24 protein-coding genes are annotated in these 24,543 nt (G+C 57.9%); 9 read left to right on the top strand and 15 right to left on the bottom strand.

Annotated elements, in window-relative coordinates:
* Positions 1 to 45 precede the first annotated feature (45 nt).
* The 3 genes from QE435_RS09605 to hemF form a co-directional block, all read right to left on the bottom strand.
* On the bottom strand, positions 46 to 234 hold the full coding sequence (locus QE435_RS09605) for a DUF1059 domain-containing protein (RefSeq protein WP_306933746.1): 189 nt from the start codon (positions 232 to 234) through the stop codon (positions 46 to 48).
* Positions 235 to 373: 139 nt separating this feature from the next.
* Positions 374 to 640 (bottom strand): hypothetical protein, encoded by a 267-nt coding sequence (locus QE435_RS09600; protein ID WP_349041196.1) that lies wholly within the window; start codon positions 638 to 640, stop codon positions 374 to 376.
* 131 nt (positions 641 to 771) lie between these two features.
* Complete coding sequence (hemF, locus tag QE435_RS09595) at positions 772 to 1,683, bottom strand: oxygen-dependent coproporphyrinogen oxidase (RefSeq protein ID WP_349041195.1); 912 nt, start codon at positions 1,681 to 1,683, stop codon at positions 772 to 774.
* 123 nt (positions 1,684 to 1,806) lie between these two features.
* Between hemF and QE435_RS09590 the strand changes: the two genes are divergently transcribed.
* The gene (locus QE435_RS09590) at positions 1,807 to 2,082 is read left to right on the top strand and encodes a hypothetical protein (RefSeq protein WP_306933740.1); all 276 of its coding nucleotides are present in this window, start codon (positions 1,807 to 1,809) and stop codon (positions 2,080 to 2,082) included.
* A 172-nt stretch (positions 2,083 to 2,254) separates the two neighbouring features.
* Here QE435_RS09590 and QE435_RS09585 read toward each other — a convergent pair whose 3' ends face one another.
* A complete protein-coding gene (locus tag QE435_RS09585) occupies positions 2,255 to 3,907 on the bottom strand; it encodes a Na/Pi cotransporter family protein (RefSeq protein WP_349041194.1) in 1,653 nt (550 codons plus the stop codon).
* Positions 3,908 to 4,096: 189 nt separating this feature from the next.
* Positions 4,097 to 4,558: a tRNA (cytidine(34)-2'-O)-methyltransferase gene (locus tag QE435_RS09580; RefSeq protein WP_349041193.1), complete on the bottom strand. Its 462-nt coding sequence runs from the start codon at positions 4,556 to 4,558 to the stop codon at positions 4,097 to 4,099.
* A 414-nt stretch (positions 4,559 to 4,972) separates the two neighbouring features.
* Here QE435_RS09580 and QE435_RS09575 point away from each other — a divergent pair, with 414 nt between their 5' ends.
* Entirely contained in the window at positions 4,973 to 6,829 is a 1,857-nt protein-coding gene (locus tag QE435_RS09575) for an ABC transporter ATP-binding protein (protein ID WP_306933734.1), read from the top strand.
* Between the two features lie 434 nt (positions 6,830 to 7,263).
* Entirely contained in the window at positions 7,264 to 9,144 is a 1,881-nt protein-coding gene (locus QE435_RS09570; protein WP_349041192.1) for an ABC transporter ATP-binding protein, read from the top strand.
* 41 nt (positions 9,145 to 9,185) lie between these two features.
* Here the strand turns inward: QE435_RS09570 and QE435_RS09565 are convergent, their stop codons facing one another.
* On the bottom strand, positions 9,186 to 10,121 hold the full coding sequence (locus QE435_RS09565) for an endonuclease/exonuclease/phosphatase family protein (RefSeq protein WP_349041191.1): 936 nt from the start codon (positions 10,119 to 10,121) through the stop codon (positions 9,186 to 9,188).
* Positions 10,122 to 10,433: 312 nt separating this feature from the next.
* On the opposite strand from QE435_RS09565, the gene petA reads away from it, so the two are divergent.
* The 5 genes from petA (at position 10,434) to QE435_RS09540 (ending at position 14,334) form a co-directional block, all read left to right on the top strand.
* Positions 10,434 to 11,012, top strand: a complete 579-nt coding sequence (petA, locus tag QE435_RS09560; RefSeq protein ID WP_306933726.1) for a ubiquinol-cytochrome c reductase iron-sulfur subunit — start codon at positions 10,434 to 10,436, stop codon at positions 11,010 to 11,012.
* A gap of 13 nt (positions 11,013 to 11,025) precedes the next feature.
* Positions 11,026 to 12,309 (top strand): cytochrome b N-terminal domain-containing protein, encoded by a 1,284-nt coding sequence (locus tag QE435_RS09555; RefSeq protein ID WP_349041190.1) that lies wholly within the window; start codon positions 11,026 to 11,028, stop codon positions 12,307 to 12,309.
* A gap of 21 nt (positions 12,310 to 12,330) precedes the next feature.
* A complete protein-coding gene (locus QE435_RS09550) occupies positions 12,331 to 13,239 on the top strand; it encodes a cytochrome c1 (protein ID WP_349042829.1) in 909 nt (302 codons plus the stop codon).
* A gap of 74 nt (positions 13,240 to 13,313) precedes the next feature.
* The gene (locus tag QE435_RS09545) at positions 13,314 to 13,706 is read left to right on the top strand and encodes a GFA family protein (protein WP_349041189.1); all 393 of its coding nucleotides are present in this window, start codon (positions 13,314 to 13,316) and stop codon (positions 13,704 to 13,706) included.
* 85 nt (positions 13,707 to 13,791) lie between these two features.
* Positions 13,792 to 14,334 (top strand): adenine phosphoribosyltransferase, encoded by a 543-nt coding sequence (locus tag QE435_RS09540; RefSeq protein WP_349041188.1) that lies wholly within the window; start codon positions 13,792 to 13,794, stop codon positions 14,332 to 14,334.
* A gap of 86 nt (positions 14,335 to 14,420) precedes the next feature.
* Here QE435_RS09540 and QE435_RS09535 read toward each other — a convergent pair whose 3' ends face one another.
* The 9 genes from QE435_RS09535 to QE435_RS09495 form a co-directional block, all read right to left on the bottom strand.
* Positions 14,421 to 14,888, bottom strand: a complete 468-nt coding sequence (locus QE435_RS09535; RefSeq protein ID WP_349041187.1) for a MaoC family dehydratase — start codon at positions 14,886 to 14,888, stop codon at positions 14,421 to 14,423.
* A complete protein-coding gene (locus tag QE435_RS09530; protein ID WP_349041186.1) occupies positions 14,888 to 15,340 on the bottom strand; it encodes a MaoC family dehydratase in 453 nt (150 codons plus the stop codon). The genes QE435_RS09535 and QE435_RS09530 overlap by 1 nt, the downstream gene beginning before the upstream one ends.
* 351 nt (positions 15,341 to 15,691) lie before the next feature.
* Entirely contained in the window at positions 15,692 to 16,795 is a 1,104-nt protein-coding gene (gene ychF, locus QE435_RS09525) for a redox-regulated ATPase YchF (protein WP_349041185.1), read from the bottom strand.
* A 112-nt stretch (positions 16,796 to 16,907) separates the two neighbouring features.
* Positions 16,908 to 17,534: an exopolysaccharide biosynthesis protein gene (locus tag QE435_RS09520; protein WP_349041184.1), complete on the bottom strand. Its 627-nt coding sequence runs from the start codon at positions 17,532 to 17,534 to the stop codon at positions 16,908 to 16,910.
* Positions 17,535 to 17,658: 124 nt separating this feature from the next.
* Positions 17,659 to 18,213, bottom strand: a complete 555-nt coding sequence (locus tag QE435_RS09515; protein WP_349041183.1) for a YcxB family protein — start codon at positions 18,211 to 18,213, stop codon at positions 17,659 to 17,661.
* A 35-nt stretch (positions 18,214 to 18,248) separates the two neighbouring features.
* A complete protein-coding gene (gene pth, locus QE435_RS09510; RefSeq protein WP_349041182.1) occupies positions 18,249 to 18,965 on the bottom strand; it encodes an aminoacyl-tRNA hydrolase in 717 nt (238 codons plus the stop codon).
* An 86-nt stretch (positions 18,966 to 19,051) separates the two neighbouring features.
* The gene (locus tag QE435_RS09505; RefSeq protein WP_349041181.1) at positions 19,052 to 19,780 is read right to left on the bottom strand and encodes a transporter substrate-binding domain-containing protein; all 729 of its coding nucleotides are present in this window, start codon (positions 19,778 to 19,780) and stop codon (positions 19,052 to 19,054) included.
* Positions 19,781 to 19,801: 21 nt separating this feature from the next.
* The gene (locus tag QE435_RS09500; RefSeq protein WP_349041180.1) at positions 19,802 to 22,198 is read right to left on the bottom strand and encodes an EAL domain-containing protein; all 2,397 of its coding nucleotides are present in this window, start codon (positions 22,196 to 22,198) and stop codon (positions 19,802 to 19,804) included.
* 354 nt (positions 22,199 to 22,552) lie between these two features.
* Positions 22,553 to 23,182: a 50S ribosomal protein L25/general stress protein Ctc gene (locus QE435_RS09495; RefSeq protein ID WP_349041179.1), complete on the bottom strand. Its 630-nt coding sequence runs from the start codon at positions 23,180 to 23,182 to the stop codon at positions 22,553 to 22,555.
* A 282-nt stretch (positions 23,183 to 23,464) separates the two neighbouring features.
* Between QE435_RS09495 and QE435_RS09490 the strand changes: the two genes are divergently transcribed.
* Positions 23,465 to 24,424: a helix-turn-helix domain-containing protein gene (locus QE435_RS09490; RefSeq protein WP_306933704.1), complete on the top strand. Its 960-nt coding sequence runs from the start codon at positions 23,465 to 23,467 to the stop codon at positions 24,422 to 24,424.
* Positions 24,425 to 24,543: the final 119 nt, after the last annotated feature.

The following is a 24,543-nucleotide window of genomic DNA, read 5'->3' as shown; positions in this document are numbered from 1 at the left end:
GCAAAACCGCTGCGCAGTTTTGCCCGACATGCTTCATGTTAAAGCTCAGGCTTCGACGTTGTTTTCGTCCCGAATACGGGCCTTGATGTTCTCGACCATGTTTTCGCGAATGACGGTTTCGCCATGGGCCTGGCGCATATGCTCGACGCTGCGGCGCACGACCTCGGCGTCTTCATCGGCGCGTGTGTGCCACGCGCAACCGGGCACCAATGTTCCACATTCGAAAAGTCTCATAACAGCCTCCCTATATGGATTGCTGGCTCAGGCTGCGTTCGCAGCCAGCCATTCCGTTCGAACGGGCGCGGGAGGGTTATGTTCCGTATTAAATCGCGCCTCGCGTTCGGCGAGGCGCGTCACGACCGATGTGGCGGCTTCAACCCTGTTCGGGCAGCGCCCAGCAGGCGAAGACGGATGAAGAGGCCGCCGCCGGGCCAGTCTGTTCCTCCGCCTGGTCATCATTGGCGGCATTTTCATTGGCTAGCTTGCGCTTCACCTGCTCGACATAGAACGACAGCGGCAGTTCGCGATCTCCCGTCTCGCGCATCTCGGCTGCCAGCCGGTCGATCAGTTCTGAGGTGGGGATGATGCGTGGCTGTTTGCCGTTAACCGTAGAAATGGGCATGCTGTTCGAAGTAATCATGACGATAGCTCCTCCAGTCCATCTAGGACTCAAAGAATATCACTGCCCTGAATTTGCGGTAGGGCCAATTTTTCAAAAATCGGCCCTTTACGCGAAAGACCATCAAAATCTTCGTGATCGTTCGAATCTTTTTAAGGCCAGCGCACCACGGGCGGAAGAGACGACAGGATCGACTCCACATTGCCACCGGTCTTGAGGCCGAAAATCGTACCGCGATCGTGTAGCAGATTGAATTCCACATAGCGGCCACGGCGAATCAGCTGCTCGTCGCGATCTTCTTCCGTCCATGGCTGATTGAAATTGCCGCGCACGATCTTCGGGTAGGCGAGGTTGAAGGCGCGCCCGACATCCTGAACGAAGGCGAAGTTGGCGTTCCAGCCGCCCTTCTCTTCATCCGGATACAGCCAGTCGAAGAAGATGCCGCCAATGCCACGCGGCTCGTTGCGATGCTTGAGGAAGAAATACTCGTCGCACCATTGCTTGTAGCGCGGATAATCCGCGACCGCGTGCCGGTTGCAGGTGATCTCGAAGACGCGGTGAAAGAGTTGCGTATCCTGATCGTCCTGCGTGCGGCGACGGTTCAAGACGGGTGTGAGGTCGGCGCCGCCGCCGAACCAGTGGCTCGTCGTCACCACCATCCGTGTGTTCATATGCACCGCCGGCACATTGGGATTGACCGGATGGGCAATCAGCGAAATACCGGAGGCCCAAAAGCGTGGATCCTCGTCGGCGCCCGGTATCTGCTTGCGGAACTCCTCGGAGAATTCGCCATGGACGGTGGAGGTATGGACGCCGACTTTTTCGAACACCCGGCCTTCCATCATCGACATGATGCCGCCGCCGCCTTCGCCATCATCGCGCAGCCACTTCTTCTGTACGAAACGTCCCGGTGGCTGATCGGAGAGCGGTCCCTGAAGCTCATCCTCGATCGTCTCGAAGGAGGCAACGATGGTATCGCGCAGGCTCTCGAACCAGGCTTTGGCGATCGCCTTCTTGTCCTCGATGTCGTCCGGCAGGCCCTTTGGCAAAACGGGGCGTTCCATATCCGGTCTCCTTCATGCGATTCGACTATTGCCTCACGATGTATCAGCGGTTCGGCCCGGTTACAATTTCGACTCGCCAAGCGGACGGTGGCGCACTATCTTTTGAAGACAAGAGGTATTGGCATGACGAAATTTACCGGACCGCCACCGCTCGAAGGCTTGAAACGCAGGATTGCTGCCCACCGCCGCGACCGCGATGGAGGTGTCTCCAAAAACCAGAAAAGCGGCATGTTCGTGCGCCAGACCTTTTGCATGACGCGGGCCGAAGCACGCGCCAAGGCAAAGGAATGGTTCGACGAATATCCGAAGGCCGCTTACTGGACCGAAGTGGAAAGCTGGCGGCAGCTGGAAGGCGACCAGATTGAGTTCACCATGCGGCGTTTGCCCTCGGCGGACTGAGCGGCGGGCGTTGGGACGCTCCACACTCACTGCCGCCATCCTCGGGCTTGAGCCGAGGATCCACAACCTCCTGAAATCTTTAGATAAAGATGGATTCTTGGGGCGAGCCCGAGGATGACGGAGATGGGTGGCGCGGATGGCAGAGCCCGTCAAGAACCTCGCCGCTAAGCTCCTACGCCCGCGTCTCGGCTGTACGCAGGCGGCTCTCACCCAGAATGCCGCTTTCATCCAGAATGGGATGCGCGACCGAGACGATATGGGCGTTGATACGCTTCAGGTCTCGGAGCATGTCAAGATGCAGCGAGCTGGTCTGCAGGCTCTCCATCAAGCCGTCGCGCAGACGTTCGAGGTGGCGGCCCGACGAGCGCTTTTCGAGGCGGCGGATATCGATTTTGATTTCCATCAGTCGCCGGGCAAGCGATAGGTCGCCGGTGACGAAGATGCTTTGGGCGGCGCGCAGGTTCTCGATGGTCATGTCGAAGAGCGTCTTCAACTCGTCATAGCCTTCGTCGGAGAATTTGAAGCCGTTCAGGATCTTCTTGCGGATCTGTTCGCACAGACCCTTCTCGATGATGTCGCCCATATGTTCGAGATTGATGGCGTAGTCGATGACCGTGATCGAACGGCGCGCATCGTTTTCATCCAATCCCTTGCGGCCAAGCTGCGAGAGGTAGATCTTCACCTCCTGCTGTAGCTGGTCCACCTTCTTTTCCAATGTGGCGATTTCGGCGAGGGGTGCCAGATCATTGTGCTTGAAAGCGTTTTCGGCGCGGATCAGCATGCGCTCGATCGTGTCGCCGATGACCAGAACCTCACGCGTGGCATTGGCCAGGGCGACAACCGGCGTGTCGAGCGCATCCTTGTCGAGAAAGCGCGGGCCGTCATCGCTTTGCACATCGCTCGGCACAACCTTTGCCATCAGATCGGAGACGAAACCCGAGAGCGGCCATGCAACGATCGTCAGCAGGATGTTGAAGATCAGATGCGCATCCACCGGCAGCATGCTTTCCGACAGCGGCAACTGTTGCAGCGCCAGCGCGCCATAGGAGGCGAGCGGCATGGCGATGGCGCAGCCGATGGCGCGGATGACCAGATTGCCGAGCGTGATGCGCCGTGCGGCGGCTGGGCCGCTCATCGTCGCGATGACCGGCGGGATTGCGCCACCAAGATTGGCGCCGAGAACGAGAACGATGATGAGCCCCGTGGACAGAATGCCAGCGGACGCGAGCGACAGGATCAGCACGACCATGGCAAGGCTGGAAGAGGAGAAGAAGGCCATACCAGCCGATAGAAGCAGCGCGACAGGCCAGGCGTCATCCAGCAGGCCGATGAAGGCTCCGAGTGCAGGGGAGGCGCGCATGGGCTCGGTGGCGTTGCTCAAGAGATGCAGCGAGAGCAGCATCAGCCCGACGCCGACCAGAGCGGTGCCGCCGCCCTGGCGGGCGTTAGAGCTGCCCTTGCGCAGCACGATGCCGGACAGGATGAGAAGCGGCGACAGCCACGCGACACCGGTTGCGAAAATCCAGGCGGTGACGGCGGTGCCGACATTGGCGCCGAGGAGAACGATCTGCGCCATGCGTGGGCGGATCAGATCACGCTCGGCGAAGGAGGCGACAGTCAACGCCGTGGCGGTGGAACTCTGCAGCGCAATGGTTGCGAAAAAGCCGGAGACGAAGGAGCGGGGGCCGTTGCGGGTGCTGGTGGCGAGGATGGTTCTGAGCTTGACGCCAAAGGCACGCGTGACGCCATCCTTAACCTGCGTCAGACCGAACAGAAGCAGCGCAACCGCTCCAAGCAGATTGACGATAACGATGGTGGATTCCATGAGCGGCCACTCCTTTACGTCTTTCGGTCATTATCAAAGAATAGCCTTGCGCGAGGTTCTCCTCTGCATGCGTTCATGCGGAGCAAGAAGACATCGGGCGGGAAATCTTTCGTTGGCTAACAAATATAGGGGCGAAAAGTTCTGCGGTACAGAACTTTCTGAAACAATCTTTTCAGAATGCCCAAAAATTTATGGCCAAAATGTTTGACGAAGAACTTCGCCGGTGATCATGGCGGCGGACATCGCCACATTGATGGAGCGCTGGCCCTCCACCATGGGAATGAGAACGCGTTCATCCGCCTTGTCATGCACGTGATCTGGCACGCCTGCGCTTTCGCGACCGAAGAGCAGGATATCGTCAGGGCGATACGCGATCTTCGTGTAGGGCAGGGCGGCCTTGGTCGAGGCCAGCACCAGGCGCCGTCCGGTGGTGGCACGCCACGCTTCGAACCGGTCCCAGTTGACATGGCGAGTGAGTGCAGCCGCGGCAATGTAGTCCATGCCGGCGCGCTTCAGGTTGCGATCGGAAATATCGAAGCCCGCCGGTTCGATGATGTCGACACCGACGCCGAGACAGGCCGCAAGCCGCAGGATCGTGCCGGTATTGCCTGGAATATCCGGCTGATAAAGGGCGATCCTGATGTTCGACATGATGGCTTTCCTCTTCTCGATGAGGTTCAGGCGGTTAGCACGGCCAACCTTTGGTGAACAGTCGCGGGGTATTCTCCTGTCACTTCAACGCCACAACCTGATGCTTGCGCGACACAATCTTGGATTTGCGGTCGTTTACCTCTAGTCAATGCTTATATTTTGAGCTACAAGGCGTCATCTTCAACACCAGCCATAGGAGGTTCAGATGCATCAGTACAATCGATATCACCTCCCGGCCTTTGTGGTGCCGCTTCAGGCCTAGGTGTGTCCCTGCGGGTCTCCCGCATTTTTCCGATTTAAAATTTCGTCATGTGGCTGTTACGGCCACGTTCCATGTGTTTTCCCGTTGTGGCGGTGGCGCTTTACGTCCATTGCGCGTGCTCTCTCGGGGTATTCTATTCGGAGCTTAGCCTCATGTTTGGCTGGTTTGAAAAACGACTCGATCCATTTCCTTCGTCTACGCCGTCGACACCACCAAAGACGCTGATCGCCTTCATTTGGCATTACGTGAAGCCGGCATGGCCATGGCTTCTTCTGCTTGGCCTGATGTCCATGGGCATCGCGATTGCCGAAGCGATGCTCTACAAATTTCTCGGAAGCATCGTCGATTGGCTCTCCACCGCAAACCGCGAGACCTTTTTTGCGGATGAGGGATGGCATCTCGTCGGCATGGGTGCGCTCGTACTGATCGCGTTGCCATTGATGGGCGCGATCCACACGATGACCATGCACCAGACGCTGGCTGGCAATTTTGGCATGATCGCGCGCTGGCGGATGCATCGCTATCTGCTGCGCCACTCCATGACCTTCTTCGCCAACGAGTTCGCGGGCCGCGTTTCGACCAAGGTCATGCAGACGGCGCTCGCGATCCGCGAAGTGGCGTTGAAGATCATTGACGTTTTCGTCTACGCGATCAGCTTCGTCATTTCGATGCTGTTCATGGTGGCGGCTGCCGACTGGCGGCTGGTGATCCCGTTGCTCGTATGGCTCGGTATCTACCTGTGCATCCTGACCTATTTCGTGCCGAAACTCGGCCGGTTGGCGCAGGAGCAGGCGGATGCGCGCTCGATGATGACGGGCCGTATCGTCGACAGCTACACCAATATCTCGACGATCAAGCTGTTCTCGCATGCGGGACGCGAGGAGATCTATGCGCGCGAAGGCATGAATGTGTTTCTCGGAACCGTTCACCGCCAGATGCGCAAGATTTCCGGCTTCAACATACTGATCGATATCAACAATGCGGTCGTCATGTTCTCGACCGCCGGTCTCGGTCTGTATTTCTGGATGCAGGGCTCGGTCACGGCCGGTTCGGTCGCGATTGCCATCAGCCTTGCCATGCGCGTCAATGGCATGTCGCAATGGATCATGTGGGAAGTCACCGCGCTGTTTGAGAACATCGGTACCGTCTATGACGGCATGTCGATGATGACCAAGCCGCACGATATCGTCGATGCTGCAAACGCGCCGACGCTGACCGCGCATAAGGGAGCAATCCGGTTCGATGACATTCGTTTCCATTATGGAAAGAACAAGGGTGTCATCGATGGGCTGACGCTGGATATCAAGGCGGGTGAGAAGGTCGGTCTCGTTGGGCGCTCCGGTGCCGGCAAGACGACGCTGATGAACCTTCTGTTGCGCTTCTACGATCTGGAGGGCGGCAGGATCACTATCGACGGGCAGGACATATCGGAGGTGTCGCAGGATAGTCTTCGCAGCCTGATCGGCGTGGTGACGCAGGACACCTCGCTTCTGCACCGCTCCATTCGCGACAACATCGCCTATGGTCATCCGGGTGCAAGCGATGAGGAGATCATCGCTGCGGCCAAACGCGCCAATGCCTGGGACTTCATCGAAACGCTGGTGGACATGCATGGCCGCCAGGGACTCGATGCGCAGGTTGGCGAACGCGGCGTCAAGCTCTCCGGTGGTCAGCGTCAGCGTATCGCGATTGCGCGTGTCTTCCTCAAGAATGCGCCGATCCTCATTCTCGATGAGGCAACCTCGGCGCTGGACTCAGAAGTCGAACAGGCCATCCAGGAGAACCTGTTCGCGCTGATGGAGGGCAAGACGGTGATTGCGATTGCGCACCGGCTCTCGACTCTGACCGAGATGGATCGTCTGATCATTCTCGACAAGGGCAAGATCGTCGAGGCTGGAACGCATTCCGAACTCGTGGCTCATGGTGGCATCTATGCCGATCTATGGCAGCGCCAGTCCGGCGGCTTCATTGCCGATGAGGAGCCGGAGATGCAAGAAGCAGGCGAATAGGAGCCTGTATAAATCGAGGCTCGTGTCGTCAGCATATCTGAATGTAAGGCCCGCGCATTGTTATGCGCGGGCCTGATTTTTTCGTCTAATTTTCATGCATCATGCGCCTGTTCAGCATGAGAATGAAACTGCATTTCCAGTCACCGCTTACCAGCCGGTGCAGCAATCGGTCGCCCGCGCGCTCGGTCGGCGGCTTGCCATTGCCTTCTCGAGAAGGGCTCGACGGCAGTGGCGCTTGCACAGGACAATTGGACCGAGTTGTAACGCCATTGCGCGACGATCGATCGTGAAGGCGGGAACATCTCCCGCGTTTTTTCATTAGAGAGTCGTCCGTCCTTTGGGCCCCGTAACGCATTGATGTTTTCGGGCCGCATTACCGAAATATAATCTGCCCTCTTCTTTGCCCGTTCCAAGAATCCGCCTATACAATCAATATGATCATCACTCGTGTTTTCCACTATTTCGAAAGCTGGATCGAGCCCTTCGCCTGCAAGGACGATCTGAGGCCGCCGGAAAGCACATTTCGTTTCATCTGGTACTATCTCCGGCAGGCCAAAGCGCCGTTCTTCGCCATGCTGGTGCTCGGTGGATTGACGGCGGCGATCGAAGCGGCGCTCTTCTGGTTCGTCGGGCGGCTGGTCGATATCCTCTCAACCGTGAAGCCGGGCGATGGCTGGTCTGGCCTGCTGGCAAGCCACGGCTATGAACTGATTGGCATGCTGTTCCTGATCGCTGTGGTGCGCTTCGTCGTCACCATGCTAACGGCACTGGTCGACCAGCAGATCATAACGCCTGGCTTTTACAATCTCGTGCGCTGGCAGTCCTACATGCATGTGGCGCGGCAATCGCTGAGCTTTTTCCAGAACGATTTTTCCGGCCGTATCGTCACCAAGGTCTGGTCTGGCGGGCAGGCGGCGGGCGATCTCGTCACCTCGCTGATGGAAAGCGTCTGGTTCGTTGGTATCTATTCCGTATCGATGCTTTTCCTGATCGGTGGGCTGGACTGGCGGCTCGGGCTGGTGGTCGTGCTCTGGGTCGGCATCTTTTCCATGCTGGCGCGCTACTTCGTGCCGCGCATTCGTTTCCATTCGAGAGAGACCGCCGAAGCCGCCTCCATGCTGAACGGGCGCATGGTGGATGCCTACAGCAATATCCAGACACTGCGCCTCTTTGGCCGGGATGATGCCAATGACCGCTATATGCGTCAGGGCTTCGACACCTTCCAGCGCACCACCATGACCTTCACCCGCTTCATCACCGGCGTGAGGGCGTCGATGGCGCTGCTATCCGGTATTATGATCACGTCGATGGCCGCACTTTGCATCGATCTCTGGCTTTCGGGCAGGATCAGCTCAGGTGCCGTTGCCTTCACACTTGCGCTGGTGCTGCGGCTCAACTTCCTGCTCGGGCGGCTGATGACGCAGTTCAACGGCATCATGCGCAATTTCGGCACGGTGCAGAATGCTGCCGAACTGATCTCGCAGCCCATCGGCCTGGTCGATGCGGCGGACGCAAAGCCGCTCAAGGTGACGACGCCGAGCATTCAGTTCGATGATGTCAGCTTCCACTACGGGCGGGGCAAAGGTGTCATCGATCACCTCAACCTCACCATCGCGCCGGGCGAGAAGGTCGGCATCGTTGGCCGTTCCGGTGCCGGCAAGTCGACCCTCGTCAATCTGCTTTTGCGTTTCTATGATGTTGAGCAGGGGCGCATCCTGATCGACGGACAGGATATTGCGCATGTAACGCAAGAGTCGTTGCGCGCCCATATCGGCATGGTGACGCAGGACACCTCACTTCTGCACCGCTCTATTCGCGACAACATCATGTTCGGCCGGACGGAGGCTAGCGAAGAGGAGTTGCTTGAAGCCGCGCGGCGGGCGCAGGCGGATGAGTTCATCGCCCGCCTGGAAGATCAGCGCGGTCGAAAGGGCTTCGATGCCCATGTCGGTGAGCGTGGCGAGAAGCTTTCCGGCGGTCAGCGCCAGCGCATCGCGATTGCCCGCGTGATGCTCAAGGACGCTCCCATTCTTATTCTGGATGAGGCGACATCAGCGCTCGACTCCGAAGTGGAAGCAGCAATCCAAAGCAATCTTGACGAACTGATGAGGGGCAAGACGGTGATGGCGATCGCGCATCGACTGTCCACGATCGCCGCGCTCGACAGGCTGGTGGTCATGGATGCCGGGCGGATCGTCGAGCAGGGGACGCATAGTGAACTGGTGGCGAGCGGCGGGCTTTATGCCGAGCTCTGGGCGCGCCAGTCCGGCGGCTTCCTGGATGCGGAAGACGTTGAGGCGCTTCCACTCGGCTGAGCGAAAGGCGTGGCAAGCCACTGTTTTCGTTGTTGCAGGACTTATTCCGCAGCGATCATGAAATCCGCAATCAGGCCATAATGGTTCGAGCCCAAATTGTTGGGCAGGCGCTGGACGCTGATAAGGGTCGCGGGCTTGCGGGCGAACACATGGTCGATGGCGATGCCGAACCGCCCGGCTTTGATCGGCCATGTTGCGGGTTCCCAGCTGACTTTTTTCAACTGCGCGTTCTCCATGAAGCGGCGCATATCGGGAACCACGCTAGCGGAGTTGAAATCTCCCGCCAGAATGACAGGACCCTTCAGGTTTATCAGTTCACGCGACAGGCCTGACAGTTCCTCAGCGTGGTACTCGTCGAAATAGGGCTTTGTCAGATGAACCTGCGCGAGATTGAGCGTGACGCCATCCAGGTCTATCTGAGCGAAACCTGCGCGCTCTTGACTGACAAAGCTCAGCGTGCCGATCCTGGCGTCGCGCAAGGGTCGCTTGGACAGCATCAAGAGATCGCAGGACGGTGTGCCGACACCGCAGCCGAGGCGGTAGGGATAGGTCTGTTGTAGACGCGCAAGCACGCTGCGAACAGCGCCAGCCTCCATGATGTAAACGGCGTCTGCCTCAGACGCCAGGACGGCATCGGCGATTGATTCGGCGCTCTTCCGATTCTCCCGCAGCACGTTGAACGACATCAGTCGGAAGGGTTTGGCCCCGGCCAGATACTGCCCGTCGGTTGCGAAATCATATTGCATGGAGACGGCATGCGCGCAGAGTACGAGCGACCATGCAAGAAGCGCGATGAAGAGGCGCGAGCGGAGGAGACAGAAACAAATGATGCAGGCGATGGCCGCCACTACCGCAATGTGCAGCTGGAAGCTGTTGACAAAGGCCAGAAGCCAAAAATCTTTTATATATCTGAAGCTTATCGAAAAAAGAGCCGCGATGATCGCCATCGAGGCGATGCAGCTGAGCCGTGCCTTCACGCGTAAATTCCCGTCTTCTCGCGCTCCCGGATGTCGCTTACCACGGGCCATGCTCTCACACAATGTTGCACGATGGCCAGCCGGGGAGGGGGAAACGGATGAAAAAGATACCTCTCGAGGCGAAATTACGGCAGCTTTGTGTGCTTTCCTCTTGCCAAAGTCGGGCATATTTTGCGATCACAGATATCAAGCGCGATTTTGTCTTCGCGCAAGCATGACCAAGACACTGGGGATGGAGTTTGTCTTGGATCAAATCGGAGCGGGAGGACTCATGCGATTTTCAACGAAATTAGCGCAGAGGATGGTGTAGCGGTGAGCGAGCACGTAAATGACCATGACACGTCGGGTGAACCCACGCGTCGCGATTTTCTTTACCTTGTGACGGGGATGGCGGGTGCTGTTGGTGCTGCCGCTGTTGCATGGCCTTTCATCGATCAGATGCGCCCCGATGCATCCACGCTCGCACTTGCTTCCATCGAAGTTAACGTTGCCAGTGTCGAGCCCGGCATGTCGCTGACCGTCAAATGGCGCGGAAAGCCGATCTTCATTCGCAACCGCACCGAGAAGGAAATTCAGGAGGCCAATGCCGTCGAACTGGCTCAGCTGAAGGACCCGGTTGCCCGCAACGCCAACCTTGCGCCCGACGCACAAGCCACCGACATCGATCGCTCCGCCGGTCAGGGCAAGGAAAACTGGATCGTCATGATCGGCTCCTGTACCCATCTCGGCTGCGTTCCGCTCGGTCAGGCGGGCGATTTCGGCGGATGGTTCTGTCCCTGCCATGGCTCGCACTACGATACGGCGGGCCGCATTCGCAAAGGTCCGGCGCCGGAGAACCTGCATATTCCGACCTTCGCATTCACATCCGATAGCGTGATCAGAATCGGATAAGGGGACAGATGAAATGAGTGGTCATTCCAGTTACCAGCCATCGACCGGTATCGAGAGATGGGTCGATTCCCGCCTTCCGCTGCCGCGTATGATCTATGACAGCTTCGTGGCCTATCCGGTTCCGCGCAATCTGAACTACGCTTACACCTTCGGCGCCATGCTCTCCGTCATGCTCATCGTCCAGATCCTGACGGGCGTGGTGCTTGCCATGCATTATGCCGCTGAAACGACGGTTGCCTTCACCTCCGTCGAGAAGATCATGCGCGACGTCAACCATGGCTGGCTGCTGCGCTACATGCATGCCAATGGCGCGTCCTTCTTCTTCATCGCGGTCTATCTGCATATCGCCCGCGGTCTCTATTATGGTTCTTACAAGGCTCCGCGTGAAATCCTCTGGATTCTCGGCTGTGTCATCTTCCTTCTGATGATGGCGACCGGCTTCATGGGGTATGTTCTGCCCTGGGGCCAGATGTCCTTCTGGGGTGCGACCGTTATCACCGGCTTCTTCACCGCTTTCCCGCTGGTGGGTGAGTGGATCCAGCAGTTCCTGCTCGGCGGCTTCGCTGTTGATCAGCCGACGCTGAACCGCTTCTTTGCGCTGCACTACCTGCTGCCCTTCATGATTGCCGGTGTCGTGATCCTGCATATCTGGGCGCTGCATGTGACGGGCCAGACCAACCCGACGGGCGTCGAAGTCAAGAGCAAGACGGACACGGTTCCGTTCACCCCTTATGCGACGTTGAAGGATGCGCTTGGTGTTTCGGTATTCCTGATCGCCTATGCCTGGTTCGTCTTCTACATGCCGAACTTCCTCGGCCATCCCGACAACTACATCATGGCGGACTCGCTGAAGACCCCGGCTCACATCGTGCCGGAATGGTACTTCCTGCCGTTCTACGCCATGCTGCGTGCCATCACCTTCAATGTCGGCCCGATCGATTCCAAGCTCGGCGGCGTTCTGGTGATGTTCGGTGCGATCGTCGTGCTGTTCTTCCTGCCGTGGCTCGATACGTCCAAAGTTCGCTCCGCGGTCTATCGTCCCTGGTACAAGCTGTTCTTCTGGATTTTCGTTGCCAATGCCATCATGCTCGGCTGGCTCGGCTCTCGTCCGGCGGAAGGCCTTTACGTGACGATGTCGCAGCTGGGCACGCTCTACTACTTCGGCTTCTTCCTCGCCATCATGCCTCTTCTTGGCCTGTTCGAAACGCCACGGCGGATCCCGAATTCGATCACCGAGGCCGTTCTCGAAAAGAACGCCAAGGCGACAACAGACGCGCCTGCCGGCGTGAAGATCTGAGTGCGGGAGAGAGTGATGACAATGAAGAAGCTTGTAACCGGCATCGCGCTCATGGCCGTCCTCGGCGGGTTTACCACCGCCTCGGCAGAAGAAGGCCACGATGATCTGGCGTCCAAGACCACCCATGCGATTGCAGGCGGGCACTTCCCCATCCTGAAGCCGCATGAGGAAAAGTGGTCCTTCGCCGGTCCCTTTGGCAAATATGACAAGGGTCAGCTGCAACGCGGCCTGAAGATCTACAAGGAAGTCTGTTCCGCCTGTCATTCGATGAACCTGGTTGCCTTCCGCACGCTGGAAGGCCTGGGCTACTCGGAAGACCAGGTGAAAGCTTTCGCTGCGGAATACGAAGTGCAGGACGGTCCGAATGCCGATGGTGAGATGTTCACCCGCAAGGCTGTGCCATCCGACCACTTCCCGTCGCCTTACCCGAACAAGGAAGCAGCTGCTGCCTCCAACGGCGGCGCTGCCCCTCCGGACATGTCACTGCTCGCCAAGGCGCGCGGTGTGGAACGCGGTTTCCCGCAGTTCATCATCGACATGATCCCGATAATCGGCGGTTATCAGGAAGGCGGTCCGGATTACATCCACGCGCTGCTGACTGGGTATCAGGAGCCGCCAGCCGGTATCAAGAACCCGGATGGTTCGGATTACAAGGTCCCGGAAGGCACGCACTTCAATCCCTATTTCGGCAGCGCTACATCGTTGAAAATGGCTCCGCCCATCAGCAACGATCAGGTGACCTATGATGACGGCACGCCGCAGACGCTGGAGCAATATTCCAGAGACATCTCGGCATTCCTGATGTGGGCCGCAGAGCCGCATCTGGAAGCGCGCAAGCGCACCGGCTTCATGGTGATGATATTCCTGTTCATCTTCACGGCACTGATCTACCTCACGAAGAAGTCGGTTTATTCGCGGAAAGAGCACTGATAGCTTTCGCATAATCTGCGTAAGAGCCCCGCGGTCACCCGCGGGGCTTTTTCGTGACGTGTAGGAGCGGCTCGATGACGAAAATCCGGACCGGAGGCTGTTTGTGTGGCTCTGTCCGCTTTGAAACCAAGGCCGTGCCGCGCAATGCTCACACGTGCTCCTGCGAGATCTGCCAGCGGCACTCAGGTGCGACCAGCCTTACCTTCGTGGAGTTCAACGCGGATGATGTTCTCTGGACAGGCCGCGGCGGTGCACCATCGACCTATCGTTCCTCCGATTATTCCAGCCGCGCCTTCTGCGCCGCTTGCGGTAGCACGCTTGGCGCAATCGACGATGACCCGGTCGTTGCGCTTGTCTGGGCAAGTTTTGACGATCGTGAGGATGAGGCGTTACGGCCTCACGCCCATTCTTTCGAAGATGTCTGCCCGGTATGGGCCAAAATGCCGGGCATGACGACCGGCGAGTAAGGGCCGTGCCTTTTTCGTTTGTTCGCCGACATCAACTTGATAAGGTGCGGCAACCTTCCAATCTGTCACATCAACTGGACAAATCATGACTGCTACTGCCTCGGAACTTGCTGCCGCCATTCGCTCCATCAACGATTATCCGAAGCCCGGCATCATCTTTCGCGACATCACCACGCTCCTTGGCAATCCACGCGCCTTCCGCCGCGCGGTGGATGAACTCGTCAATCCCTATGCAGGCACCAAGGTCGACAAGATCGCTGGCATCGAGGCGCGCGGCTTCATTCTGGGCGGCGCCATGGCGCATCAGCTTTCCACCGGCTTCGTGCCGATCCGCAAGAAGGGCAAGCTGCCGCACACCACTGTACGCGTGGCTTACAGCCTCGAATATGGCGTCGACGAGATTGAGATGCATGTCGATGCCGTGCAGCCGGGCGAGAAAGTCATTCTGGTGGATGACTTGATTGCAACAGGCGGAACGGCTGAAGGCGCGGTGAAGCTCTTGCGGCAAATGGGCGCCGAGATCGTCTCGGCCTGCTTCGTCATCGATCTGCCTGATCTTGGCGGTCGCAAGAAGCTGGAAGACCTTGGCGTCGAGGTGCGGACGCTCGTGGAGTTCTCCGGGCACTGATCTTTGGGGATTGGGCGGGATATTGCCGTCATTGTCGAAAAGTCTGTCGCGCAAGAGCTGCCGCTTTGCGCGACGCGGTCTGACGTCTACTCAAACTCCAAGACCTTGCTTTCAAACGTCACCACGAGTTCACCACGCTGGTTGACGCCTTCGTTCAGTGTCGTGTTCATCAGCAGGCCGGGGCGCGAGGCCAGCGGGCGAGCGTTGAGGAGCGTGGTGAAATAGGTGACGTCGTCTCCGGCATAGACCGGATGCAGCCACCTGAGTTCAGAAAGCCCGGGGGAGGGACCGAGCTTTGGTGGCTCGATGCCTTCGCTTGTCAATCGTTTCACTTCCTTCGTCCAGTAATTCAGGAAGCACTTCATCCACGATGCGCTTGTCTGCCAGCCGGATGCACAGAGACCTTCGAAGACGGAGTTCCTGGCGCCTTCTTCACTCAGGTGAAACGGCTGCGGATCGAATTTTTCGGCATAGCGGATGATCGATTCCGCCGAGAAGTGGATGGTCCCCAGTTCAAGTCTTTGGCCGGCAGGGTAGAGCTCGATGAACGTCATTACGTCGCCTCCGCCGATGTTGCCACCATGGCGTTCAATTCAACGATGCAGACCGTCTCGCCGTGCTGATTTTGCAATTCATGACGCAGCTTGACGACGCCTCGGTCCGGTCGGGATTTCGACACGCGACGATCCATGACCTTGGATGTACCGCTCAGCGTGTCGCCTGCTAAAACGGGCTTCTTCCATTCGACGAAGTCGACGCCCAGTCCCACCTGTGGATCAGACTTGCTGATATAGCTGTCCACCGTCATGCGCATCAGCATGCCGCAGGTGTGCCAGCCGGATGCGGCAAGACCACCCAGGATGCTGGCCTTGCCAGCTTCTTCTGAGAGATGCATGGGCTGTGGATCGAATTCCCGGGCGAATTCGATGATTTCTTCCGCCGTCACCGTCTTGGGTCCAAGTGGAAAGCTGCGCCCGGGCGCAAAATCTTCGAAACTATATTTCACGAGCTTACTCCTCCGTCCCGTGATGCTCTGAGCCTGTTTGGACAGTCGGACGGGTTGATCGGTCGATGCTTTTCGCGTCCTCTGCGCCGAGCCTCCAAATGGACTCTCACGTAAGCTAACGCAAATATTCCCTTTACGTAAAGGTCAGAACGGTCACGGGTTGATGAAAATGGGGGATGAGTTGCCCTCAGCAACGGGCAACAGCAACGCCTCTAAGACTAGAATGCGACTAGACGTTTGAACGCTCCCTGTCGGCTAAAGTCCAAGGCTATCTTAGGATTAGGGACGGCAACGCAGCTTCGTCGCCGTCCATGCGCCGCAGGCGTTAGCCCCCTGCAGCCTTGTCTTCGATCAGGTATTGAAGCGGAAGTGGATGACGTCGCCGTCCTGGACGACATATTCCTTGCCTTCATCGCGGCCCTTGCCAGCTTCCTTGGCGCCGACTTCGCCCTTGTAGGCGACGTAATCGTCATAGCCGATGGTGAAGGCGCGGATGAAGCCGCGTTCGAAATCGGTATGGATGACGCCGGCTGCCTGCGGGGCCTTGGTGCCGCGGACGATGGTCCAGGCGCGGCATTCCTTCGGGCCCACGGTGAAGTAGGTGATGAGGTCGAGGAGGTGGTAACCGGCGCGGATCAGACGGTCGAGGCCGGCCTCTTCAAGACCAAGCGCCGAGAGAAACTCCTTGGATTCCTCTTCCGGCAACTGTGCGACTTCGGATTCGATCGCGGCGGAAATGATGACGCATTCGGCACCTTGCGCCTTTGCCATTTCGGCAACGGCTTTGGTGTGTTCGTTGCCATCGACAGCATCGGCTTCCGCCACGTTGCAGACGTAAAGGACCGGGTGTGAGGTCAGAAGGTTCAGGCCCTTGAGGACTTCGATCTCATCGGCTGCCAGCGTCTTCAACAGAAGGCGCGCGGGCTTGCCTTCGTTGAGAAGCTTGATCACCGCTTCCATGACCGGCAGCTGTGCGAGCGAATCCTTGTCTTTCGAGGTGGCGCGCTTGCGCGTCTGCTCAACGCGGCGCTCCAGGCTTTCCAGATCGGCGAGCATCAGCTCGGTTTCGATGGTCTCGGCATCGCCGACCGGATTGATGCGGCCTTCGACGTGGGTGATGTCGTCATCTTCAAAGCAGCGCAGCACGTGAACGACGGCATCCACTTCGCGGATGTTGGCCAGGAACTTGTTGCCGAGGCCTTCGCCCTTCGATGCGCCGCGGACAAGACCGGCGATATCGACGAATGAGATACGCGTCGGGATGATTTCCTTCGAGCCGGCAATGTCGGCCAAAACGCGCATGCGTGCATCCGGCACGGCGACTTCACCGGTGTTCGGCTCGATGGTGCAGAAAGGATAGTTTGCCGCCTGTGCCGCTGCCGTTTTCGTTAGCGCGTTGAAGAGGGTAGACTTGCCGACATTCGGCAGGCCGACGATACCGCATTTGAAGCCCATGGCTTAAACCTGTCTTTAACTTTTGAATTTCTGATTGCCAGCCTTTTGCGGAAACGCCGGAGCAAGGTCAAGCCTTGTTGCAGCAAAGGGCGAGAAATCCGCCCTTTCGCGGTTAGACTGTAGGCGGACTGAGCCCAAACCAGGCGGATATCAGTGCCCAGCCACCATAGACGATGCCGACGGAGAAGAGCACCGAGACGACGGCCAGAACCAGTCCGCCGAGAAGCGCCAGGTCATCGCGTTGCGCCAGCGCCAAGGCGATGATCAGCACTGTAATGCCGGGTAGCGTGTTGCCGAACGGGATTGGAAGCGCAATGATCACTGACATCAGGAAAATCACGATCCCGATAAAGGCCGGTCCGGCGAAGCGCGCCAACACGTGCCCGCGCGGTTTCAGCAGCGCTTCCAGTTTCTCCAGTCGCGGTGCGGCCTTGTCTGCCGTCAATTCTATGATCGATCGAGAGACGGAAAGCCGGCCGAGAATAGCGGGAAGGACCAACCTACGTGCCCGGAACATCATCTGCAGCGAGAGGATCGCGAGTGCCGTTCCGAAGATCATGCCAGCCGGAATGCCAGGCGTCGGAATGATCGCGGGAATGGCGAAGACCAACAGGACGAAGGCAATCGCCTTGTCGCCAAGCCGGTCCAGCAGGCAATCGAGCGTGACGCGGTCGGGAAGGTCATGCGGCAGATGCTTGAGTGCCGCCGCCATGCTTTGATGCGGCGCTTCCTTATCCATGGAGCGCCTTGTTCGAGAAGGTGAAAGTGAAACCGATGATATTGGTCATGGAACAGAGATGGTGTTGCTTGGGGCCGTTTCAAGTTGCCGCTCGCATGTGTCCGCTGGAATGGACTTGGTTGTTTCAGAACGGCATGAGCTTGATGAAGGGGATGCTTGTTCTCGTCAGTTGCGCCCTGAGACTATCTTGCAATGCTGGCGTAAAAGCCCGCTTGGGCAAAGGGATGTACCAGTTCGGCTGGATGAAGAGGGTGAAGATGTGCAAATCTTCCGTCCAGCACTCGAACTTCGTCCAATCATAGCGCTGAAAGGCGTCTTCAGTGCGAACAATCAGCGCATTTTCATCCCAGGCGGTCGTGAGTTCCGACTTCAAGAAGGGCGAGCGCATAACGCTCTTTCGCACTCGATTGAGGCTGTATACCCTGTAGAAATATAGAAGGAAGAGCACGAACGGGAAAGCGAGCAGATTCGCCTGAAGATAATCAGAGAGGCTTGCTGTGTCCGAACTGGCGATCCGATAGTTGGTGGCCGCCAGAAACAAGGCGAGGCCAGCGGCAAGGATAATATACGACGTCCTGTTCTTGCGCTGGAAATGTTCGTAGCCGTTGGCAAACTCGTCCGGGCTCAAAAGATAACGGACTGTGCTCCCCTCTGTTGACGGCGCTTCCGTCTGAACCATCTCCAACTCCCTGAGCCTGACATCCGCCTCGGCGATTAGTCCTTCTTGCCGAACATCTTCTTCAGCATCTCGGCCATAGGGCCGGTCTCCGGCAGCTTCTTGGGCTGGGCGTGGTTTCGCGCCTGATGGATGTGTGATTGTGCTGCTGGCTTTGCTGCCTTGGCGGGCTTTTCAACGTCGGTCTTTGTGCCGGTGGCAAGTGCCAGCTTGTTCATAAGCTGGGAGTCTTCGCCCTTCACCAGCATGGCGGCATTGTCCGCGATCGCGTCGAGCAGCGGATCAAGCCATGTCTTGTCGGCCTTAGCAAAATCGCCAAGCACATGACCATGCACGCGGTCCTTATCTCCCGGGTGGCCGATGCCGAGGCGCAGGCGGCGATATTCCTTGCCGCAATGGGCGTCGAGGGATTTCAGCCCATTATGGCCGCCATGTCCGCCACCGGTCTTGATGCGGGCGCGTCCGGCGGGCAGATCCAGTTCATCGTGAATGGCGATGATGTCGCCGGGCGTCAGTTTGTAGAAGCGCATCGCTTCGCCGACAGATTCACCCGACAGGTTCATGAAGGTGAGCGGTTTCATAAGCAGGATTTTCTCACCTGCGATCTCTCCTTCGGAGATTTCCGCCTTGAATTTTCTCGACCACGGCGTGAAGGAGGGCAGGCGTTGCAGGGCATCGACGGCCATGAAGCCGATATTGTGGCGGTTGCCGGCATATTGATTGCCTGGGTTGCCGAGGCCAGCAATGATGATCATGGACGAAATTCCGTTTCACTCAAATCGATACACTTCACCAACGCGAAACGGGGCAGGTGTCAACTTCTTTGTGAAGACCAAATCGTTTAGTCGCTGATGACCAGACCGTATTTCTCGTAAATGCGCCTCTGGGTGCCATCGGCAATCAGATCGTCCAGCACCTTCTGCATTTTCTCGATCAAACTGTCCGGCACGCTTTTGTTGCAGGCAAGACCAAGCCTCTGCCGACTGAAGGTGATAACCTCTTCGAAGTCTTTCTGGGCAAGGTTTTTCAGCGCGCTTTCCGACATAGGCATCAGGTCGATGCGGCCTGCGGCAAGCTTTGACAGCGTGTTGTTAAAGTCGGCGCTGATGTCGATGCGCGGAAAGTTCATCGAGCGGAGCAAGGCTTCGGTATAGTCGTTACGCTGCGTTCCGACCGTGTATTGTTTGGCGTCCTCCAGAGTCTTGATGTTCATGACATGGCCCTGACGCGCGACCAGAACATTGCGATCCGTGTGGATGGGAGAAACCCACTTGAAGCGCGGCTCGCGCTCGGGGGTGCGGGCGGCCGCGAAGACGCAATGCATGGGTGCCGTTTCTGCCAATGTGATGGCGCGCGCCCAAGGCATCACTGCTGCTTCATACTGCGTATCGGTGCGCTCCAGTATGATCTTCAACTGATCCCAATAGACGCCGCTTGGATGCCCATCGGCATCGCGAAGATTGTAGGGTGGATAATATTCGCTCGATAAAAAAAGCTTCTCGGCGCTGGCTGAGGTTGCGCTCAGCAAGCAAACCGACAGGCCGATCCATACAAGAATTGCTCGTAACACTGCTTCCCCTCCCGCAGCCTATTACTGCACAGCTTGTGGTCTCTCTCCGTTCTCAGACGGTGCCGTATAGACCTCGATCAGCGATTGGATCGCGCGTGGTCTGGAAAACAAATAGCCCTGGCCGCAATCAACTCCCATTTCTTGTAGCATTGTCTTCTGCTCTTCGGTCTCTATGCCTTCGGCAATGACGAGGCAGTTCATCTTGTGGGAGATCGCGCTGATACCCTCGACCAACATGCGGCTTCTCTTGCTGATATCGGGCGCATCATTGCTGATGGAGCGCGTGAAAGACTGGTCGATCTTGACGATATCGACGGGGAAGCGATTGAGGTAGCTCAGCGAAGAATGGCCTGTGCCGAAATCATCAAGCGCAATCCGGCATCCAAGCAGGCTGATTGCATTCAACACGGCGCGCACCTGCGGATCGTCATGCATCATCACCGCTTCGGTGATCTCCACGACGAGGCGCTGCGGAACGATACGGTAACGGTGCAGCAGGCCAGCGATCCGGGTAGGAAGCCCCGCCTCAAATTGCTGGGCAGAGAAGTTGACGGCAACATAGGCGTCTTCGAGACCGGGAACGTTCAAGATTTCCGCAAGATTTTGGATGGAATGCTCAAGAACGCGATTGCCGAGACGCTTTATGGTGCCATTCTCTTCGGCAACGCGGATGATCGGGCCGGGCGGGAGTAATCCCTTGCGCGGATGGTTCAGCCGCATCAGGGCTTCGAAGCCGCAGGTGGTGCCCGTCCGCATGTTGAGGATAGGCTGGAAGTGCGCCTCCAACCAGTTTTCGTCAATTGCCTGCTCGATGTCCTGCTCGATCTCGGCCCGCTGACGCGCCTCGTTCATGATCGTGGCGTCGAAAATCTGCGCGCCATTCTTTCCGGCGCGCTTCTTGGTGTACATGGCAAGATCGGAATGCTGCAACAATTCAGACGCGCTGCCTGCATGTTCCGGATAGATGGCAAGACCGATGCTGGCGCTGAGACGAATGCTTTGGCGATCGACCATGAAGGGGTCATTGAACATCGCGCTGATCTTGTCGCAAAGGTTCAGGGAGCGCTCTTCAGCGTCCGATCCCGCAAGCAGTAGCGCAAACTCGTCTCCGCCAAGCCGCGAGGCCGCGTCCTGCGGATTGAGAACGTCTCTCAGCCGGGCAACGAATTGTTTGAGAACCGCATCGCCCGCCGCGTGGCCGAAATTGTCGTTGATGCCCTTGAAGCGGTCGAGATCGATGAACAGGCAGGCGAGCTTCGACTGCGCCGCATCGGCATCGAGAATCTTCTGGTCCAGCATGGCTTCGAAGCCCTGCCGGTTCAAAAGTCCGGTGAGATGGTCGGAAATGGCCTGAAGGCCGTTGCGCTGTTCGGATTGGCGAAGTTCGGTCACATCCGTCATCACGCTCAGCACATCTGCGCTGGTATCCTCGATGCCGGTCTGCAGCGTCTTTTCGGCAATCAGCACATCCATCGAACGCCCACAGGCGCAGATGAAGCGGACGGTGCATTCCGCCGCGTAGGATTCATCGAGATGGTCAGACGGACGGCTCTGATGCCGCTTCCGGAAACTCTCCCGATCGTCCGGATGGAGAAACGCTTCAAAAAAGCAGCCAAGGGCATTCTCGCGGCTATAGCCTGTCGCCTTGACCCAGTAATCACTGACCGCTGCGACCCGATTTTCCGGGTCGAGCGAAAACAGCATGGCGGGCGTGCGGTTATAGATCTCGGTCGTGCGCCGATGCGCGCGCTTGATCTCGTATTCCTCCCGTTCGAGTTGCGTCTGCATCTCATTGAAGCTCTCTGCCAGCCTTCCCATCTCGTCGCGGGAGCGCCAGTCGACATGGTGGCGAGAGCCCAGTCTGCGGGTCGCCTCGATGGCCGCCGTCAGCCGCAGAAGCGGGCGCATGATCATCATACGGTTGCCGACGATGGCCGCGCCGAATACCGTCAGGATCGCCAGAATGAAGATCGATAGAAAGGAGAGCTCTATCCCGTCCAGTGACGAGAACAAGCCGACATTATGGAAGAAGATCTTGATCGTTCCGACTTTGGTCTCGCCGTCGAGGTTCTTGTAGAAGATGTCCCGGCTGAGAGAAGACATGTCGTCGCCGCGGGTGCCATTCGATGTCTGGGTAACGTCAAGCTGTCCGAAGCTGTCCGTGACCCGGACCATGTAGATCGCCGGGTCGGTGATGAGCGTGCCGGTAATCTGATTGATGCTCTCGTCATCGAGATCCCAGAGGGGACGCCCAAGAGCCTGGGCATTGGCGACAATGAGAATTTCGAGCCGGTCTGCCTGGCTGGAACTCGCGGCATTATAGGCAAGGATCAGCAAAATCGTAAAAAGCGGTGCGACGATGACCAGCAATGCGCCGGATATGATCGCCAGAAATCGCCTCTCTACCGAATGGGTCATCTGCCCTCTCTTGATCCTCACAAACTCCTGTTCATCCGGTAAAGGTCTGAGCGCCGCGACAGCCTTTTCCAGTTGCGGTTGTAGAGTCAAAGCTTTGAGTTATCGTTTCGGAGAATGCTTAATCATTTCTTGACTACAGCATCGTGCTTTCCGAAGATCGGAACCGACTTTTGGAAAGCGCTATGGGTCGCTTCCAAGGGGCAAAGCGCGCTTGATGCGTCTGAAAAGGATGCACGGCGCTCTCGTCGCGCGCCGCAAAAGCCGCTGCGCTGCTCGTTCTCGAGAGAGTTCGTGCCAAATAAAAAAGCCCCGCATCTTTCGATACGGGGCTTCTTCAAGAAAAACGAACAGGTCTTATTCGGACTTGTTTGCGTCGTCTGCTTCTTCAGCAGCGGATGCTTCGTCTTCAACAACGTCCACAACCGGCGGAACGATCGTTGCAACGGTGAAGTCGCGATCGGTGATCGTCGGGGTAACGCTCTTCGGCAGCTTGATCTGCGAGATGTGAACGCTGTCGCCGATCTTCAGACCTTCGAGGTCAACCGTGATCGCGTCCGGAATCTGGTCCGCAGGAACGGTGGCTTCGATCGTGTGGCGAACGATGTTCAGAACGCCGCCGGTCTTGATCTCGGACTTCTCTTCATTGACGAAGTGAACCGGAATTTCGACAGTGACGCTCGAGTTGGCCGAAACGCGCAGGAAGTCCACGTGCATCGTGAAGTCACGAACCGGGTCCAGCTGGTAGTCCTTCGGCAGAACCTTGTACTTCTGGCCGTTAACGTCGATCGTTGCGATCGTCGTCATGAAGCCGCCGCCGTGGATGCGCTTGGTGATTTCGTTGGTCGAAATCGCGATAGAAATCGGGGCCTGCTTGTCACCATAGATGACAGCGGGAATCAAACCGTTGCGGCGAAGTTCACGAGAGGACCCCTTACCAACTCGTTCGCGCGCCTCGGCCTTGAGCTCATAAGTTTCTTTGCTCATGGCATTTCCTTTTCGAGGTTATATGGAGAGTTCAAACCGGCTTGGCCGGACGAGAACTGGGGCGGCGCAAGCGCCAACCCGACCGTGTTGCCTCCAAGGGTGTCTACACGGATGCGCGCGCTATAGTATAAAGTGTCCGCAAACGCAAGGCCGTGCGGGCTTTCCGTTCGATCACGGGCAATCCGCCTAATCGTAATGAGCCTGCGGCGTTGCATACGACTATTTTATGGTTGAAAGCATCGCGCAACCGGCGCACCATATCAGAAGCTTTGGGAGGAGCCTATGTCGAACGACGCCGCACACGCCAATCATGTCTATGAAAGCGCCAATCATTCCTCGGCTGCCGCAAGTTCCCCGATCGTCGCCTCCTGGCGCCGCTGCATGATGATGCATCATCTGGCGCCGGAGGAAAACCGCAAGCCGATCTTTCTGTCGGAGGCGGAATTCCGAAGGGCACGCGACGAGGCATCCGATCTTCTGGCGGAAAGCGCGGATGAAATCGACCGCATCTTTTCAACCGTTGGCAGGGCCGGTTGCTGCCTGCTGTTGACCGATGCCAAAGGCGTGGCTTTGGAACGGCGCGGTGCTGCGGGTGACGATGAAGATTTTCGCAAGGCCGGGCTGTGGTCCGGCGCGCTGTGGAGCGAGGCGAGTGTCGGCACCAATGGTATCGGCACGGCACTTGCCGATGAGCGCCCAGCGGTGGTCTACCGCGACCAGCATTTCTTCAGCTCCAACATCAATCTCTCCTGCACGACGGCGCCGATCCGCGATCACAGGGGCCAGGTGACGGGGGCGCTCGACATTTCAACCTGCCGGGAGGACATCAACGAGCTGACCTTCTCCATGGTGACGCAGACCGTTCGCGATGCCGCACAGCGTATCGAGGGCAACCTGTTCCGCCGTGCCTTTCCAGGCGCGCGCATCCTGATCGTGCCGTCTGCGCAATCCACGATGCTGTCGCTGCTGGCTGTCGATCAGGACGATATTATTCTTGGTGCGACCCGCGCGGCTAGACTTGCACTGCGTCTTGACGATGCGCGCATTGCGCAAGGCATCCCCGCATCGGATGCGCTCAAGGAAGAGCGCCATGACAAGGGGAGTGACCTGATGGAGGCTGAGCGCGCGGCTCTGAGACGGGTTCTGGCGCGAACCAATGGCAATGTGACACAGGCGTCCGAATTGCTGGGGATCAGCCGCGCAACGCTTCACCGCAAGATGAAGAAGCTGTCCGTCCACTGAGCGTGAGGTGGTCGTTCCGATTGGCGTGGCCGTTGTCGCAGATGTGAAACACTGTGCAGTGCGGAACGGCCCGATGCCTCTTTGATTTACCCGAGTATCGGCACAACCTCTCTCCACGC

Origin of the sequence: Agrobacterium sp. SORGH_AS 787 (assembly GCF_030819035.1) — a bacterium.
GTDB classification, from domain to species: domain Bacteria; phylum Pseudomonadota; class Alphaproteobacteria; order Rhizobiales; family Rhizobiaceae; genus Agrobacterium; species Agrobacterium larrymoorei_B.
This window is presented reverse-complemented; position numbering and strand designations above follow the sequence as displayed.